Origin of the sequence: Rhizobium mesosinicum (genome assembly GCF_019511345.1) — a bacterium.
GTDB lineage: Bacteria > Pseudomonadota > Alphaproteobacteria > Rhizobiales > Rhizobiaceae > Rhizobium > Rhizobium mesosinicum.
On record NZ_JAEUAK010000014.1, the window covers coordinates 126,337 to 141,460 of the forward strand.

A 15,124-nucleotide genomic window follows, 5' to 3' on the forward strand; every position below is an offset into this window, starting at 1 on the left:
GCGGGTGCACGTCATGCTCGCCGTTTAGCAGGCTTCAGCCGCGAAGGCAACGGGATATAAAGAAGTCTTTATATCTTTATATGACGTTGAAGATCAGATTTCTTCGCCGAACTTGTTCTGGATCAGCTGATCGAGGGCATTCAGCGCTTCGGCAGCCTGGTTGCCGCTCGCCGAGACGATGACACTGGAGCCGGGGCTCGCCGCAAGCATCATAAGGCCCATGATGGAGGTGCCCCCAACCGTCATGCCGTCTTTGGAAACGGTGATCGTGGCATCGAAGGCATCGACCGTCTGAACGAACTTTGCCGAAGCGCGCGCATGCAGGCCGCGCTTGTTGATGATGAGGATTTCGCGGGAGAGCGGTGTCATGGAGGCTTCTTACTTTCCGCTTAGAACCCGGCTCGCAACATTGATATATTTGCGGCCTGCCTCGGAAGCCTCGGCAAGCGCCTTTTCCATATTGTTCTCGCCGCGCACGCCGGCGAGCTTGATCAGCATCGGCAGGTTGACGCCGGCGATGACTTCGGTGTGGCCGCTGCTCATCACTGAGATGGCAAGATTGGAAGGCGTGCCCCCGAACATATCAGTCAGAATGACGACGCCATGACCGTCGTCTGCGCCGGAAACGGCCTCAAGAATATCCTGTCGTCTTTGATCCATATCGTCTTCCGGTCCGATGCAGACCGTTTCTATGAATTTCTGAGGACCGACGACGTGCTCTACGGCATGACGAAACTCTTCAGCCAGCTTGCCATGAGTGACAAGCACAAGTCCGATCATGATATTACTGCTCCCATGGCATACGCAAATCGTGGCCCCAATATCGCAACGCAGCAATTACGTCCACCAGTGGGGGCACATCTTGGCGATCAAAAGCCGAAGTGCAAGATAAAAATACAATTATATAGGCCGTATCGGGGCCTGCGAAGACTTCAGCTTCCGATTTCCGGCGCTTTGGCCATCAGCACCGCAAGGGGTAGCGGAAGATTGGGCAACAGTCGCAGTACTGGCAGTTCGAAACCCTCGGCAAGAACAACCGTTTCTCCTTCCAGAGGGATCCGATTTTCTCCTGTCGCGCTGGCCGGCAGAACTGCAAAATGTATCGTCGCCTGGGTAATATGATCTTGCTCTACGATGCCGGTGCCGCGCAATTCGATGAGCCCCGCAATGGCGGGCGGACAGGCGGCCGTGATTGCTCCGTCTTGCTTTGAAAGAAGCACCTGATCATCAGCCACGAGAACAGAAAAAACACCCTGCCGCCGCGCCTCCACCATGCAGGTAAAGGCGGTCATCGACTTGCCCCAGCCTGAGGGGCCGGTGAACAGCAGGCCGGTCTTTCCGATGACGATTGCGGTGCCGTGGATATTGATCATGCTGCGGCATCTGCCGGAAGGGCAAGGATGAAGCGGGCACCAAGCAATTTGCCGTTCTCGTCGTCGACGATGTTCTCGGCTCGCAGAGAACCGCCATGCGCCTCGGCGATCTGCCGGCTGATGGAAAGTCCGAGACCTGAATTTTGGCCGAAGCCTTCTGATTCCGGCCGGTCGGTATAAAAGCGTTCGAAGATGCGGTCGATATTCTCCGCCTGGATGCCCGGACCGTTGTCTTCGATATAGACGACGCAGCGCGAGCGAGTGCGGACAAGTCGGACCGTGATCTTACCGTTATGCTCAGGCACGAAGGAACGCGCATTTTCGATCAGGTTGGTGATTATCTGGCCGATACGCAGGTCATGGCCATTGACGACGAAACGCGTCTTCACATTCGGCTTGCGGTCGATGACATATTCGATCTCGACCTGCTTCTTGGTACTGCGAATCTGGCGTGACACATCGATCAGATCGCGCAGCAGCACTTCCAGATCGACGGAGCCGGCATCGACGCGTGCGAGCTCCGCATCGAGGCGGGATGCGTCTGAGATATCGCTGATCAGGCGGTCAAGGCGGCGTACATCGTGCTGAATGACATCCATCAAGCGCTTCTTGGAATCGTCGGATTTGGCAAGCGGTAGCGTTTCGACCGCGCTGCGCAGCGAGGTCAGTGGGTTTTTCAATTCATGACTGACATCGGCCGCAAAACTTTCGATCGCATCGATCCGGTCATAAAGGGCGGTCGTCATCTCGCGCAGAGCGATGGAAAGGTTGCCGATTTCATCCTGGCGCACGGAGAAATCAGGAATTTCTTCACGCTCCTTGGCGCCGCGGCGCACGCGGATCGCGGCGGCCGAAAGCCGGCGCAGCGGATTGGCGATCGTCGAGGAAAGAACCAGCGACAAGAGCACGTTGACGAGCGTTGCGACACCAAAGACGCGCATGATGGCAAGGCGCTCGGCATGCACGATATTGTCGATATCGCCGGCCTGCGTCGAAAGCAGCAATACGCCGAGCACGGCGCGGAAGCGCTGGACCGGCACCGCCACCGAGACGATAAGTTCGCCTTTTTCCGTCGTACGCACGACCGCGCCGCGTACACCTGTCAGTGCATTCATCACTTCGGGATAGATGGAGCCATCGCCGCCCGGCGCCTCCTTGTAGACGGGAAGATTGCCCGGTTGCAGCGCCTTGTTGAAGAGCGCCGTGAACCATTCGCTCCAAGTCTGCTTTTCTTCTTCCACCGGCGGTAAATCGAAACGAAGAACCTGTCCGCGCGAATAGAGATGGCGGGAATCGAGCAGCAGATTGGCGTCGGCATCGAAGATGCGGGCGCGGGTGCGAGTCGGCGAGATCAGCCGGCGAAGAACCGGTGCCACTTTTTCCGGATCGATTGGGAATTCGAGATCCTCGTCGTTCGGAACCGGCGTAATGCTCTGGCCGGCCTGCAGCTCGAGCAGCTTCTGCGGATCAATGGTGATCGAATTCGTATCGACGGAAGCCGAGGCAGAAACCGCACCGGCGATGATTTCACCCTGTGTCAGCAGGCTCTCGACGCGCGCGTCGATCAGGCCCTCGCGAAACTGGTTGAGGTAGAGAATACCACCGACGAGAACGAGCAGGGCCGCAAGGTTGAAGAAGACGATGCGGCGCGTGAGGCTCGAAAAGACGGCGTTGCCGAAAATTCGGCGGATCAGGGTGAAGGGATGCGACCAACGCCGACCCCTGACGCGGCGGGTGCTCACGCCCTCCGCATCGTCCAAATCCCTTTCCTGCACCAACTGTGCCAATGACGGCCCTTTCGGAGGGCGGGGCCGTTTGACTGGCCCGCCGCCCTCAATCGTCTCTTGCCGCGCCTCTCGGCGTCAGGCTGCTTCGCGGAAGCGGTAACCCACACCGTAGAGCGTTTCAATCATATCAAAGTCGGTGTCGACCATCTTGAACTTCTTGCGCAGCCGCTTGATGTGGCTGTCGATGGTGCGGTCATCAACATACACCTGTTCGTCATAGGCGGCATCCATCAGGGCATCGCGGCTTTTCACCACACCCGGGCGCTGAGCCAGCGAATGCAGAATCAGGAATTCGGTGACGGTGAGGGTGACGGCCTCACCCTTCCAGGTGCAGGTGTGGCGTTCTTGGTCCATGACCAGCTGGCCGCGCTCGAGCGAACGGGCCTGTTGAACCGCACCCGCCTTTGGCGTGCCGACAGTGGCAACGCCGCCGGTTGCGGCTGCCTCACGGCTTGAAGCGCGGCGCAAAACGGCGCGAACACGCTCGACCAGAAGACGCTGCGAGAAGGGCTTGGTGATGAAATCGTCGGCGCCCATCTTCAGGCCGAAGAGCTCGTCGATCTCTTCATCCTTGGAGGTGAGAAAGATGACGGGCATGTCTGATTTCTGGCGGAGGCGGCGCAGCAGCTCCATGCCATCCATGCGTGGCATCTTGATATCGAAAATCGCCAGCTGCGGCGGGCGGGCAAGCAGACCATCCAGCGCGGAAGCGCCGTCCGTGTAGGTCTCGACCTTATATCCTTCGGCTTCCAGTGCAATCGACACGGAAGTGAGGATGTTGCGGTCGTCATCAACGAGCGCGATTGTCGGCATGGTGTTGGTCTCCGTCATCAGTGCGCAATCTCCCGGATTGGTCGTCCCCAGGCGGTCTTCGTGACCGGTTGCGCTTATGGAGGATAAAGGTGGAACAAATTGTGGCAAAGATAAAGGGGTAGATTGCCAGTCCCGATGATCCACAATCGGAAGTGGTGCGGCAAGTTGTTTCAACAGGAGGTCTTCAAACGATTTAAAACAGATTTACGCAATTTAAATCGATTAATTATTTGATATCATTGTATTTTCTAGGATTAAGGCTATTGCCATTTAAAATTTCTCCTTTTACTTTCAGGCAGATTTTAATGGCCAAGGCGCCTCAGCGAAGGGAAAAGCTATGGAGACGTTCGGAGTTCATAACCAGGCAATCGAGCTGGCGACGATCGGTTTCAGCGACGTACGGAGCGTACGTTACAACCTCTCCGCCGCTCTTCTCTATGAGGAATCGATTCGCCGGGGAGAGGCCGAACTGACAGCCCAGGGCGCTCTTCGCGCCACCACCGGCCAGCACACGGGCCGCTCGCCACGCGACAAGTTCGTCGTCCGCGATGAAAACACCGATGGCCAGATCTGGTGGGACAACAACAAGCCGATGTCGCCGGAGCATTTCGCCCTGCTGCATAAGGACATGCTGGCCCACGCCGCCGGCAAGGACCTTTTCGTACAGGATCTCGTCGGCGGCGCCGATGCAGGCCACGCGCTGCCGACTCGCGTTGTGACCGAATTCGCTTGGCACTCGCTCTTCATCCGCAATCTGCTGATCCGTCCAAAGGCTGACGCACTCGCAGGCTTTGCGCCGAAGCTGACGATCATCGACTTGCCAAGCTTCAAGGCCGATCCGGAGCGTTACGGCTGCCGCACCGAAACGGTGATCGCCTGTGATCTGACGAACGGCATCGTTCTGATCGCCGGCACCTCCTATGCCGGCGAGATGAAGAAATCGGTCTTCACCGTGCTGAACTACCTGCTGCCGGAAAAGGGCGTGATGCCGATGCACTGCTCGGCCAATGTAGGCCCGGCCGGCGATGCCGCCGTCTTCTTCGGTCTCTCGGGCACCGGTAAGACGACGCTTTCGGCCGATCCGGCCCGCACATTGATCGGCGATGACGAGCATGGCTGGGGCGAAAACGGCATCTTCAATTTCGAAGGCGGCTGCTACGCCAAGACCATTCGCCTCTCGGCAGAGGCCGAGCCGGAGATCTACGCAACGACCCAGCGCTTCGGCACCGTGCTGGAAAACGTCGTACTCAACGAAAACCGCGAGCCGGATTTCGATGACGCGTCGCTGACCGAAAACACGCGCTGCGCCTACCCCATGGATTTTATTCCGAATGCATCGGAAACCGGCCTTGCGCCTCATCCGAAGACGATCATCATGCTGACTGCCGATGCCTTCGGTGTCATGCCGCCGATCGCCAAGCTGACGCCCGAGCAGGCCATGTACCACTTCCTATCCGGCTACACCGCCAAGGTGGCAGGCACGGAAAAGGGCGTCACCGAGCCGGAGGCAACCTTCTCGACCTGCTTCGGCGCCCCCTTCATGCCGCGTCATCCGGCCGAATACGGCAATCTGCTGAAGGAGCTCATCGGCCGACACGGCGTGGAATGCTGGCTGGTCAACACTGGCTGGACCGGCGGCGCGTATGGCATCGGCAAGCGCATGCCGATCAAGGCAACGCGCGCACTGCTGACGGCAGCCCTTTCGGGTGAACTCGCCAAGGTCGAGCTTCGCAGCGATCCGAATTTCGGCTTCGCCGTTCCGGTCGCAGTCGAAGGCGTTGATACCGGCATCCTCGATCCGCGTTCCACCTGGGCCGATAAGCAGGCCTATGACGCGCAGGCTGAAAAGCTGGTCTCCATGTTCATCACCAACTTCGCCAAATTCGAAAACCATGTCGACGGCGGCGTGCGCGATGCAGCGCCCGGCATCAAGGTCGCAGCCGAGTAACTCGGTACTGGAACCAGTCTATTCACGTGAAACCCGGTCGTCTGGCACCGGGTTCACCGGCTTTCAATTCGCAGCCATTATGCGCTAGAAGGCGGTATGGCCAGCGACGCGCTCTACATCAACGACAGGATCACCATCGCCGGATGGGAGCTGACGGAACAGTTCGTTCTGGCAGGCGGTCCGGGCGGTCAGAACGTCAACAAGGTATCGACCGCCGTTCAGCTCTTCTTCAACATCCCGAACTCGCCCTCGCTCAGCGAGCGGATCAAGGCCAATGCGATCAAGCTTGCCGGCCGGCGTATGTCGAAGGACGGTGTGCTGATGATCGAGGCAAGCCGGTTCCGCAGCCAGGACCGCAACCGCGAAGATGCGCGCGAGCGACTGAAGGAACTGATCCTGGAGGCCGCCAAGCCGCCACCGCCGCCACGTAAGAAGACAAAGCCGACCAAGGGCTCGATCGAACGACGGCTGAAGGAGAAATCCGGCCGCTCGGAAGTCAAGAAGATGCGCGGCCGCCCGGCCGGCGGAGAGTGACATGCCGGAACTTTTAAACGGCATTCGCCATCTTCCGGAATATCTGGATCGTGCCCGTCAGGAGGGACTGGTCGGCATCATCAGGGCCATCGTCGCAGAGGCGCCGCTCTACGTGCCGGTCATGCCTGGTACCGGCAAGCCGATGTCGGTGCGGATGACCAATTGCGGTTCGCTCGGCTGGGTCACGGACAAGGAAAGAGGCTATCGCTATCAACCCATGCATCCGGCCACCGGCAGGCCATGGCCGGCCATGCCTCCTGAATTGCTTGATATCTGGAATGACATTTCCGGTTACGGCAAACCGCCCGAAGCTTGCCTCGTCAATTTCTATTCCGACGAGGCGCGGATGGGCCTGCATCAGGACAAGGATGAGAACGATCTGAAGGCGCCGGTCGTGTCGATTTCCCTCGGCAACGCCTGCCTCTTTCGTGTCGGTGGGCTGAACCGCAACGACAAGACCGTATCCCTCAAGCTGTCGAGCGGTGATCTCGTCATTTTGGGTGGGGAAGGGCGACTCTGCTTCCACGGCGTTGACCGCATCTACCCTGCCACCTCGACGCTTCTGAAGAATGGCGGACGCATCAATCTGACGCTCCGCCGCGTCAATCCCTAACCCACGTTCTTCAGAGTTTGCGCAGCGCTACCTGCTCGATCAGGTGATCCTTGCCCTTGCGCAGGATGAGATCGGCGCGCGGCCGTGTCGGCAGGATATTCTGGCGCAGGTTCTTGAGATTGATATTCGCCCAGAGGTCTTCGGCAATCGCAACGGCTTCTTCGTCACTGATCGATGCATAACGGTGGAAGTAGGAATTCGGATCCCGGAAGGCTGTTTCCCTGAGGCGCATGAAGCGCGTCACGTACCAGTTGTGGATCTGCGTTTCTTCGGCGTCGATATAGATCGAGAAGTCAAAGAAGTCGGACACCATGGGCACAATCTTGCCATCCGCCGGCAGGTCACGCGATTGCAGGACGTTGATGCCCTCGAAGATCAGGATATCGGGCCGGTCGACGATCTTGTACTCGTCCGGCAGCACGTCATAAACAAGGTGCGAATAGGAGGGCGCCTTCACATCCGGCAGGCCGGCCTTGATCGCCGACAGGAAACGCAGGATTGCGCCGGTGTCGTAACTTTCTGGAAAACCCTTGCGCTGCATCAGGTTCTCGCGCTTCAGCACGGCATTCGGATGGAGAAAGCCATCAGTGGTGACGAGATCGACCTTGGGGCTGGAGGGCCAGCGGCCGAGCAGCTCCTTCAGGATACGCGCCGTCGTGGATTTGCCGACGGCCACCGAACCGGCAATGCCGATCACGAATGGCGTCTTCGTCACGTCCGACAGACTGAGGAACCGGTTGCGCTGCTCGAACAGCAGTTGCGAGGATTCCACATGTGAGGAAAGCAGGCGCGAGAGTGACAGGTAGATGCGCCTGACTTCGTCGAGGTCGATCGGGTCGCCCATGGAGCGAAGCCGTTTGACCTCGTCGGCCGTCAGCGTCATCGGCGTGTCGGCACGAAACTTCGCCCACTGTTTTGATGTGAAGAAGTGATAGGGGGAATAGGAGGCGGTCTGGAAGTGATCCAGCTTTTCCGCCACTCCGATAATCTGTGTCGCAATACTCATGAATTCCGCCGGCTGGCCTTTTCCTTGAGGCCGGATTGCGCGGTCCGCCGCGCAAGTTCGGTCATGACATTCTCTAGCGGTATTTCAGCAATCTTCAATACGACCATTAGGTGATAGAGAACGTCGGCTGCTTCATAGATGAGGTTATCGCGGTCGTTGGTGACGGCCGCCATCACGGCTTCGATTGCTTCCTCGCCGAGTTTCTTGGCTGCTTTCGGCTGTCCGCCCGCTACCAGCTTGGCGGTCCAGGATTCGTCCGCAGAGGCCTTCGCCCGCTCTTCGACGATCCGCTCGAGGTCGGAAAGGGAAAATCCGCTCATGATACTGCTTTCAAACTCAGTCGAGGCGCATCGCGATGCCGCGCTCAGACATATAGTGTTTCGCTTCGCCGACGGAATAGGTGCCGAAGTGGAAGATCGATGCGGCAAGCACCGCGTTGGCATGACCTTCCTTCACGCCGGCCACGAGATCGTCGAGATCGCCAACACCGCCAGACGCGATGACGGGCACGCGAACGGAATCGGCAATCGCCCGGGTCAGCTCCAGATCATAGCCGATCTTCGTGCCGTCGCGGTCCATCGAGGTGACGAGCAACTCGCCGGCGCCGCGGGCAACCATTTTCTGCGCGAATTCCACGGCATCGATGCCGGTGGCGTTGCGGCCGCCATGCGTATAGATCTCCCAGGCGCTGAGATTGTCGCCGCCGACCTGTTGAGTGAGACGCCGCTTGGCATCGATCGACACGACGATGCATTGGTCGCCAAACTTGTCGGCTGCTTCGGCCACGAAATCCGGATTGTTGACAGCGGCCGAATTGATCGAGACCTTGTCGGCGCCGCAAAGCAGGAGCTTGCGGATATCCGCAATCGTGCGAACGCCGCCGCCGACGGTGAGCGGCATGAAGCATTGTTCGGCGGTGCGCGCCACGACATCGAAGATCGTCTCGCGATTGTCCGAGGAGGCGGTGATGTCGAGGAAGCAGAGCTCATCGGCACCGGCCGCATCATAGGCCTTGGCCGCTTCGACGGGATCGCCGGCATCGACCAGATTAAGGAAATTGACGCCCTTGACGACACGGCCATCCTTGACGTCGAGGCAGGGGATCACGCGGGCTTTCAGGCTCATTATGCAGTCTCCTTCGCCCGGGCGGCCCTGATGAGATCGAGCGCCTCCTTGGGATCGATCCGACCGTCGTAGAGGGCACGGCCGGAAATGGCGCCTTCGAGCTTGCGCGCATCCGGCTGCAGCATGCGCTTGATGTCATCGATCGAGGCAAGTCCGCCAGATGCGATGACCGGAATAGAGACGGCGTCCGCCAGTTCAAGCGTCGACGTCCAGTTGATGCCTGTCAGGATGCCGTCGCGATCGATATCGGTATAGATGATCGCTGCAACGCCGGCACCTTCGAATTTCTTCGCCAGTTCGATAATGCCGAGTTCGGATGCTTCCGCCCAGCCTTCGACGGCCACTTTGCCGCCCTTGGCGTCGATGCCGACGGCGACACGGCCTGGAAATGCCTTGCAGGCTTCGATGACGAGCGCCGGGTCGCGCACGGCGACCGTACCGAGGATCACGCGGCGCAACCCGCGCGACAGCCAGTTCTCGATATGCTCGAGCGTGCGGATACCGCCACCGAGCTGCACAGGATTTTTCGTGGCCTTCAGGATTGCCTCAACCGCATCGCCATTGGCTGAATGCCCCGCAAAGGCGCCGTCGAGATCGACCACGTGCAGCCATTCGAAACCCTGCTCCTCGAAGGATTTCGCCTGGGCAGCCGGATCGGTATTGTAGACCGTTGCCTGTTGCATGTCGCCGAGCTTCAGGCGAACGCATTGTCCGCCCTTCAGGTCGATCGCGGGAAAAAGGATCATTCGTCTCAGGTCCGTAGCGTCGTGGGCACCATCAGTGCATTCCACGCATCTACGATATCCGAACGAAAAAAGACAGCGGCAATGGTGAGCGCGGCAAAAAGCACGATTAGCAGCAAGGTTATGGTGAAACCCACCCGCACTTGGCGCCAGAAGCCGGTACGCTTCTTCACCGACTTTTCGATATCGCGCACCTGGCGCAATGCCTCGCTGTTAGTCGCGACGAGCTGAATCTGGGGCTCCATGGCTTCGACATAGGTTTCGGCATAGCTCGACAGGATCTGCGAGGCGCGGTCGCGCAGCGTGTTGCGCAGATCAGCGGAGAGGTAGTTGCTCGTCACCGCCGCGATCTCCGCTTCGTTCGGCGAGCGGCCTGCATTGCGCTTGCGATGGCTGACGATGAAGTCGCGCTTCTGCCGCTCGTAAAGCGCATAGGCGAGCAGGCCGATCAGATCATCCTCGCCTTCGATATAAAATTCCAGCACCGCTTCGGCGAGATCGCCGGCGCTTACCTCACCCGATCGCAGTCTTGGATTCTCTTTTCCCGGAAAGGTCTCCTGCATCAGCCGCCAAGCCTCTCTTTGAGCGCCTTGGATGCGTTCAAGAGTGCTTTGCGATGCAGGGTCTCATCGACCTGGCGGATGATCACCCCGCCAGGCAGCCTGAGATCGACGAACGGCGGCTGGCCCTCTCTGGCCGGCCGCAGCCTGTAGAATACCTTGCTTGATTTCCGCGAAGCCGGCATTGAGCATGCTCCTGTATCCACCCTTTCACTTATAGGGGAAATAAGGCGCGCGTATTAAAAGACAGCCCTTACGGCGCCCAGCGCAGGAAATTCGCGATCAACGCCAGTCCGAGCTTCTGGCTCTTTTCCGGATGGAACTGCGAGCCCGCCATATTGTCCCGGCCGACGAAGGCCGTCATCGGGCCACCGTAGTCAGTCGTCGCTATCACATCGTCGGCATTCTCGGCCGCCAGATGGTAGGAATGCACGAAATAAGCGTGCAGGCCATCAGGCCCCGTCGGAATGCCATCGAAAAGCGGATGCTCATACTTCAGATTGAGCGTGTTCCAGCCGATCTGCGGGATTTTCAGCTCGGGGTCGGCTGGCGTCATCTCGACGACGTCGCCCGGAATCCAGCCGAAACCCTGCGTCACCGTTTTTTCGAGCCCGCGCGAGGACATGAGCTGCATACCAACGCAAATGCCAAGGAAAGGCCGTGCCTTCTTCTCCACACCCTCACGCAAAGCTTCCGTCATGCCAGGCACGGCATCGAGCCCGCGACGGCAATCGGCATAGGCGCCGACGCCCGGCAGAACGATACGGTCGGCTGCAGCAACGATCTCGGCCTTGTCGGTCAGATTGATTTCCGCCTCGATGCCGGCTTCGCGGGCCGCGCGTTCGAAAGCCTTGGTGGCCGAGCGCAGATTGCCAGAGCCGTAGTCGATAATCGCGACGCGCATTATTTGCGCCCTCCGTCAAAACCGAAGAGACCGAGTGAAGTGGAATGACCCGGCCGCGTCTGCGGACCGGAAGCCTGATTCCATTCGGGCACCTTCAAATCGGCGCCGGTCTCGATGTTGGAAAAATAGATCTCTTCCGCAAGATCGATCGAGGAAGCGCCGATCGCGGCCTCCTCGCGCCAGCCGCGGGAGGCGAGACTGCGGATGCGGAAATTCTGCCCTTCGAACCCGACGAACAGGTTGACGCCAAAGGCAAGAGCCATTCCCGCCGGCCCGAAGCCTGGTTCCTCCGCCAGTACGCCACCGATCGCCTGCAGCGCGAACGCAATGGTCGCATGAAGCCAGAGGCGATGCGCAAGCAGCCAGATCCAGGGAAAGAGGAAGGCAAGCCACGAGAAACCGTCGCGGATCGTCCGCGTATCCTCGCGCTGACCATCAGGCGGAACAAGAAAAACGTAGCTGGATGCCATCTGACGCTCCCTGATGGGGCTCAGGCGAGCGTGCCCTTGGTCGAGGGAACACGGCCCGCCTGTCTCGGATCGATCTCTGTCGCCGCGCGCAGAGCGCGGGCGACGGCCTTGAAGCACGTCTCTGCAATATGGTGGTTGTTGGCACCATAGTGATTGAGAATATGCAGGGTGATCCCGGCGTTCTGGGCAAGCGCCTGGAAGAATTCGCGCACCAGTTCGGTATCGAAAGTGCCGATCTTCGGCGCGCTGAAGGAAACGTTCCAGACGAGAAAGGGCCGACCGGAGAGATCGACGGCGGCCTTCGTCATCGTCTCGTCCATGGCGAGGTCGATCGATGCATAGCGGGTGATGCCGCGGCGATCGCCGAGCGCCTTGGCGATCGCCTGGCCGATGGCGATGCCGGTATCCTCGACCGTATGATGGTCGTCAATATGCAGATCGCCCTTGGACTCGACTTCCATATCGATCAGCGAATGCCGCGAAAGCTGATCCAGCATATGGTCGAAGAAGCCGACGCCAGTCGAAATCGTCGATTTGCCGGTGCCGTCGAGATTGACGGAAACGGAAATGGCGGTCTCGTTGGTCTTGCGGGAAACACTGCCCGTACGGCTTGCTGCGGTCTCGGCCATATGGCTTTCTCCTTGAAATCAAGGTGGTTCCTTATCAGGCGCATTGCAAAATATCCAGAAGCGCGGGGGCAGAAAAGGAAGGCCATTTGCAATCGCCGCAGGCCCTCTTACATAGGGTGCAACAGGGCCGGTGTCCGGCCCGCTGGAACCGCCCCGCGAGTTGGGGCAACAGGTGTTTGATGACGACAATTATTACAGTTCGAAAAGGCGGCAAGGTCGTGGTAGCCGGCGATGGTCAGGTCAGCCTCGGCCAGACCGTCATGAAGGGCAATGCCCGCAAGGTCCGCCGCATCGGTAAAGGTGAGGTGATCGCCGGGTTTGCCGGCGCGACCGCCGACGCCTTCACCCTTCTGGAAAGGCTCGAAAAGAAGCTCGAACAGTATCCGGGCCAGCTGATGCGCGCCGCCGTCGAACTCGCCAAGGATTGGCGCACCGACCGTTACCTGCGCAATCTCGAAGCCATGATGCTGGTCGCCGACAAGTCGGTAACACTCGCCATCACCGGCAATGGCGATGTGCTGGAACCAGAGCATGGCGTAGCGGCCATCGGTTCCGGCGGTAATTTTGCACTTGCCGCGGCTCTTGCTCTCGCCGATACGGACAAATCAGCCGAAGAGATCGCCCGCCGGGCGCTGGATATCGCTGCCGACATCTGCGTCTACACCAACCACAATGTCATCGTGGAAATGCTGGACGCGGAATGACGGATTACGTCTTCCGTCCCGTCACAGTGGCCGATCTGCCGCTCTTGGCTGAATGGCTAGAGAAGCCGCATGTCCGCCGCTGGTGGAGCGAGCCGGAAGAGGCACTGGCCTCAATCGAGGAGCATCTGCATGATCCAACGGTCGAGCCCTATATCGTGACGCTCGACGGCAGGGAATTTGCCTTCATTCAGGTGGCGGATCTCGATGATGAAGACGATGCTGCACTTGATGGTCAGCCGGACGGCACCTGTGGCATCGATCAGTTTATCGGCGTCGAAGTGCTTCTAGGGAAGGGTCACGGCCCGGCTTTCATGGCGCACTTTTGCCGGTCGCTTTTCAACAGGGGCAAGAACCGCGTCCTGGTCGATCCGCATCCAGACAATGTCTTCGCAATCAGAGCCTATACCAAGGCAGGCTTTCAAAGACTTGGCGAAACTACTACGAATTACGGCCGGGCGCTTCTGATGGCCCTGGACCGCCAGGAGAATGACAGACAATGACCACTTTTTCCCCCCGCGAGATCGTTTCCGAACTCGACCGCTACATTATCGGCCAGCACGAGGCCAAGCGTGCCGTGGCGATCGCGCTCCGCAACCGCTGGCGTCGCCAGCAGCTCGATCCGAGCCTGCGCGATGAAGTCATGCCGAAGAACATCCTGATGATAGGTCCGACCGGCGTCGGCAAGACGGAAATCTCTCGCCGCCTCGCCAAGCTCGCCGGCGCGCCTTTCATCAAGGTTGAGGCCACCAAGTTCACCGAAGTCGGCTATGTCGGCCGCGACGTTGAGCAGATCATCCGCGATCTCGTCGAGGTCGGCATCGGCCTGGTGCGCGAAAAGAAGCGCAGCGAAGTTCAGGCCAAGGCGCATATGAGCGCTGAAGAACGTGTTCTTGATGCGTTGGTCGGCGCGACAGCCTCGCCTGCGACGCGCGAGAGTTTCCGCAAGAAGCTGCGCAACGGCGAACTCGACGACAAGGAAATCGATATCGAAGTGGCCGATACCGGCTCAGGCATGGGCGGATTCGACATTCCCGGCATGCCCGGCGCCAATATCGGCGTGCTGAACCTGTCGGAAATGTTTGGCAAGGCGATGGGTGGACGCACCAAGAAGGTCCGCACTACAGTGAAGGCCTCATACACGGACCTGATCCGCGATGAGTCCGACAAGCTGATCGACAACGAGGTCATCCAGCGCGAAGCCGTCCGCTCGGTCGAGAACGACGGCATCGTGTTTCTCGATGAAATCGACAAGATCGCCGCTCGCGATGGCGGTGTTGGTGCCGGCGTTTCCCGCGAAGGCGTCCAGCGTGACCTGCTGCCGCTGGTGGAAGGCACGACGGTTTCAACGAAGTACGGCCCGGTAAAGACGGATCACATCCTCTTCATCGCCTCGGGCGCCTTCCATGTTTCCAAGCCGTCGGACCTGCTGCCCGAATTGCAGGGCCGCTTGCCGATCCGCGTCGAGCTTCGTCCGCTGAACAAGGAAGACTTCCGCCGCATCCTGACCGAAACCGAGGCGAGCCTCATCCGTCAGTACAAGGCGCTGATGGAAACCGAAAGCCTGACACTCGATTTCACCGAGGACGCGATCGATGCTCTCGCCGATGTCGCCGTCCATCTGAACTCCTCCGTCGAGAATATCGGCGCGCGCCGTCTGCAGACGGTCATGGAGCGGGTGCTGGACGACATTTCGTACAACGCGCCGGATCGCGCTGGCAGTGACGTGAAGATCGATGCCGCTTATGTGCGCGAGCATGTCGGCGACCTTGCACAGAATACCGATCTGTCGCGCTTCATCCTGTAATCGGGGAAACGCGCTTTCCTGTCTTGGCAGATAAAGCGAGAACTTCATAATCTGAACTCTCGACAGCGGGCGTTTTACTTTTTAGTGAAGGGCCCGCTTTGTTTTTTGTAC

20 protein-coding genes are annotated in these 15,124 nt (G+C 59.3%); 6 read left to right on the forward strand and 14 right to left on the reverse strand.

Annotation, left to right across the window (positions count from 1 at the left end; genetic code table 11):
• Positions 1-93: 93 nt before the first annotated feature.
• The 5 genes from JNB85_RS27160 to JNB85_RS27180 form a co-directional block, all read right to left on the reverse strand.
• Positions 94-369: an HPr family phosphocarrier protein gene (locus JNB85_RS27160; RefSeq protein WP_183749690.1), complete on the reverse strand. Its 276-nt coding sequence runs from the start codon at positions 367-369 to the stop codon at positions 94-96.
• Positions 370-378: 9 nt separating this feature from the next.
• Entirely contained in the window at positions 379-780 is a 402-nt protein-coding gene (locus tag JNB85_RS27165; protein WP_007813746.1) for a PTS sugar transporter subunit IIA, read from the reverse strand.
• A 152-nt stretch (positions 781-932) separates the two neighbouring features.
• Complete coding sequence (locus tag JNB85_RS27170) at positions 933-1,373, reverse strand: HPr kinase/phosphorylase (RefSeq protein ID WP_220337521.1); 441 nt, start codon at positions 1,371-1,373, stop codon at positions 933-935.
• Positions 1,370-3,160 carry a sensor histidine kinase gene (locus JNB85_RS27175; RefSeq protein WP_183749688.1) on the reverse strand — a complete coding sequence of 597 codons (1,791 nt, stop codon included), beginning with the start codon at positions 3,158-3,160 and terminating at the stop codon, positions 1,370-1,372. Before JNB85_RS27175 ends, JNB85_RS27170 begins: the two co-directional genes overlap by 4 nt.
• Positions 3,161-3,235: 75 nt before the next feature.
• The gene (locus JNB85_RS27180) at positions 3,236-3,973 is read right to left on the reverse strand and encodes a response regulator transcription factor (RefSeq protein WP_192730700.1); all 738 of its coding nucleotides are present in this window, start codon (positions 3,971-3,973) and stop codon (positions 3,236-3,238) included.
• Between the two features lie 337 nt (positions 3,974-4,310).
• On the opposite strand from JNB85_RS27180, the gene JNB85_RS27185 reads away from it, so the two are divergent.
• The 3 genes from JNB85_RS27185 (at position 4,311) to JNB85_RS27195 (ending at position 7,068) form a co-directional block, all read left to right on the forward strand.
• A complete protein-coding gene (locus JNB85_RS27185) occupies positions 4,311-5,921 on the forward strand; it encodes a phosphoenolpyruvate carboxykinase (RefSeq protein WP_220337522.1) in 1,611 nt (536 codons plus the stop codon).
• A gap of 96 nt (positions 5,922-6,017) precedes the next feature.
• Positions 6,018-6,455: an alternative ribosome rescue aminoacyl-tRNA hydrolase ArfB gene (arfB, locus tag JNB85_RS27190; RefSeq protein ID WP_220337523.1), complete on the forward strand. Its 438-nt coding sequence runs from the start codon at positions 6,018-6,020 to the stop codon at positions 6,453-6,455.
• 1 nt (position 6,456) lies between these two features.
• Entirely contained in the window at positions 6,457-7,068 is a 612-nt protein-coding gene (locus JNB85_RS27195; RefSeq protein WP_220337524.1) for an alpha-ketoglutarate-dependent dioxygenase AlkB family protein, read from the forward strand.
• A 10-nt stretch (positions 7,069-7,078) separates the two neighbouring features.
• Here the strand turns inward: JNB85_RS27195 and coaA are convergent, their stop codons facing one another.
• The 9 genes from coaA to hisB form a co-directional block, all read right to left on the reverse strand.
• Positions 7,079-8,074, reverse strand: coding sequence for a type I pantothenate kinase (gene coaA / locus JNB85_RS27200; protein WP_220337525.1), 996 nt, complete (start codon positions 8,072-8,074; stop codon positions 7,079-7,081).
• Positions 8,071-8,394 carry a phosphoribosyl-ATP diphosphatase gene (locus JNB85_RS27205; RefSeq protein ID WP_220337526.1) on the reverse strand — a complete coding sequence of 108 codons (324 nt, stop codon included), beginning with the start codon at positions 8,392-8,394 and terminating at the stop codon, positions 8,071-8,073. The genes coaA and JNB85_RS27205 overlap by 4 nt, the downstream gene beginning before the upstream one ends.
• A 16-nt stretch (positions 8,395-8,410) precedes the next feature.
• Entirely contained in the window at positions 8,411-9,199 is a 789-nt protein-coding gene (gene hisF, locus JNB85_RS27210; RefSeq protein ID WP_112970649.1) for an imidazole glycerol phosphate synthase subunit HisF, read from the reverse strand.
• On the reverse strand, positions 9,199-9,945 hold the full coding sequence (gene hisA / locus JNB85_RS27215) for a 1-(5-phosphoribosyl)-5-[(5-phosphoribosylamino)methylideneamino]imidazole-4-carboxamide isomerase (RefSeq protein WP_220337527.1): 747 nt from the start codon (positions 9,943-9,945) through the stop codon (positions 9,199-9,201). The genes hisF and hisA overlap by 1 nt, the downstream gene beginning before the upstream one ends.
• 5 nt (positions 9,946-9,950) lie before the next feature.
• On the reverse strand, positions 9,951-10,505 hold the full coding sequence (locus JNB85_RS27220; RefSeq protein ID WP_220337528.1) for a hypothetical protein: 555 nt from the start codon (positions 10,503-10,505) through the stop codon (positions 9,951-9,953).
• Positions 10,505-10,687, reverse strand: coding sequence for a hypothetical protein (locus tag JNB85_RS27225; RefSeq protein ID WP_220337529.1), 183 nt, complete (start codon positions 10,685-10,687; stop codon positions 10,505-10,507). The genes JNB85_RS27220 and JNB85_RS27225 overlap by 1 nt, the downstream gene beginning before the upstream one ends.
• A gap of 68 nt (positions 10,688-10,755) precedes the next feature.
• The gene (hisH, locus tag JNB85_RS27230) at positions 10,756-11,406 is read right to left on the reverse strand and encodes an imidazole glycerol phosphate synthase subunit HisH (RefSeq protein ID WP_220337530.1); all 651 of its coding nucleotides are present in this window, start codon (positions 11,404-11,406) and stop codon (positions 10,756-10,758) included.
• Complete coding sequence (locus JNB85_RS27235; protein WP_220337531.1) at positions 11,406-11,876, reverse strand: DUF2628 domain-containing protein; 471 nt, start codon at positions 11,874-11,876, stop codon at positions 11,406-11,408. The genes hisH and JNB85_RS27235 overlap by 1 nt, the downstream gene beginning before the upstream one ends.
• Positions 11,877-11,896: 20 nt before the next feature.
• A complete protein-coding gene (gene hisB / locus JNB85_RS27240) occupies positions 11,897-12,505 on the reverse strand; it encodes an imidazoleglycerol-phosphate dehydratase HisB (RefSeq protein ID WP_220337532.1) in 609 nt (202 codons plus the stop codon).
• A gap of 179 nt (positions 12,506-12,684) precedes the next feature.
• Here hisB and hslV point away from each other — a divergent pair, with 179 nt between their 5' ends.
• From hslV to hslU, 3 genes are read left to right on the forward strand one after another with little or no spacing between them, the layout of a single operon-like run.
• On the forward strand, positions 12,685-13,209 hold the full coding sequence (hslV, locus tag JNB85_RS27245) for an ATP-dependent protease subunit HslV (protein ID WP_220337533.1): 525 nt from the start codon (positions 12,685-12,687) through the stop codon (positions 13,207-13,209).
• Positions 13,206-13,709 (forward strand): GNAT family N-acetyltransferase, encoded by a 504-nt coding sequence (locus JNB85_RS27250; RefSeq protein ID WP_220337534.1) that lies wholly within the window; start codon positions 13,206-13,208, stop codon positions 13,707-13,709. Before hslV ends, JNB85_RS27250 begins: the two co-directional genes overlap by 4 nt.
• A complete protein-coding gene (hslU, locus tag JNB85_RS27255) occupies positions 13,706-15,013 on the forward strand; it encodes an ATP-dependent protease ATPase subunit HslU (protein WP_220337535.1) in 1,308 nt (435 codons plus the stop codon). Before JNB85_RS27250 ends, hslU begins: the two co-directional genes overlap by 4 nt.
• Positions 15,014-15,124 lie beyond the last annotated feature (111 nt).

Bases quoted from the DNA above. Each gene is read 5' to 3' on its own strand.
- JNB85_RS27160 (WP_183749690.1), bottom strand. From the start codon at position 369: ATGACACCGCTCTCCCGCGAAATCCTCATCATCAACAAGCGCGGCCTG.
- JNB85_RS27180 (WP_192730700.1), bottom strand. From the start codon at position 3,973: ATGCCGACAATCGCGCTCGTTGATGACGACCGCAACATCCTCACTTCC.
- hisB (WP_220337532.1), bottom strand. From the start codon at position 12,505: ATGGCCGAGACCGCAGCAAGCCGTACGGGCAGTGTTTCCCGCAAGACC.
- hisF (WP_112970649.1), bottom strand. From the start codon at position 9,199: ATGAGCCTGAAAGCCCGCGTGATCCCCTGCCTCGACGTCAAGGATGGC.
- JNB85_RS27185 (WP_220337522.1), top strand. From the start codon at position 4,311: ATGGAGACGTTCGGAGTTCATAACCAGGCAATCGAGCTGGCGACGATC.
- JNB85_RS27165 (WP_007813746.1), bottom strand. From the start codon at position 780: ATGATCGGACTTGTGCTTGTCACTCATGGCAAGCTGGCTGAAGAGTTT.
- JNB85_RS27250 (WP_220337534.1), top strand. From the start codon at position 13,206: ATGACGGATTACGTCTTCCGTCCCGTCACAGTGGCCGATCTGCCGCTC.
- JNB85_RS27235 (WP_220337531.1), bottom strand. From the start codon at position 11,876: ATGGCATCCAGCTACGTTTTTCTTGTTCCGCCTGATGGTCAGCGCGAG.
- hisA (WP_220337527.1), bottom strand. From the start codon at position 9,945: ATGATCCTTTTTCCCGCGATCGACCTGAAGGGCGGACAATGCGTTCGC.
- hisH (WP_220337530.1), bottom strand. From the start codon at position 11,406: ATGCGCGTCGCGATTATCGACTACGGCTCTGGCAATCTGCGCTCGGCC.
- JNB85_RS27195 (WP_220337524.1), top strand. From the start codon at position 6,457: ATGCCGGAACTTTTAAACGGCATTCGCCATCTTCCGGAATATCTGGAT.
- JNB85_RS27205 (WP_220337526.1), bottom strand. From the start codon at position 8,394: ATGAGCGGATTTTCCCTTTCCGACCTCGAGCGGATCGTCGAAGAGCGG.
- arfB (WP_220337523.1), top strand. From the start codon at position 6,018: ATGGCCAGCGACGCGCTCTACATCAACGACAGGATCACCATCGCCGGA.
- hslV (WP_220337533.1), top strand. From the start codon at position 12,685: ATGACGACAATTATTACAGTTCGAAAAGGCGGCAAGGTCGTGGTAGCC.
- JNB85_RS27220 (WP_220337528.1), bottom strand. From the start codon at position 10,505: ATGCAGGAGACCTTTCCGGGAAAAGAGAATCCAAGACTGCGATCGGGT.
- coaA (WP_220337525.1), bottom strand. From the start codon at position 8,074: ATGAGTATTGCGACACAGATTATCGGAGTGGCGGAAAAGCTGGATCAC.
- JNB85_RS27225 (WP_220337529.1), bottom strand. From the start codon at position 10,687: ATGCCGGCTTCGCGGAAATCAAGCAAGGTATTCTACAGGCTGCGGCCG.
- hslU (WP_220337535.1), top strand. From the start codon at position 13,706: ATGACCACTTTTTCCCCCCGCGAGATCGTTTCCGAACTCGACCGCTAC.
- JNB85_RS27170 (WP_220337521.1), bottom strand. From the start codon at position 1,373: ATGATCAATATCCACGGCACCGCAATCGTCATCGGAAAGACCGGCCTG.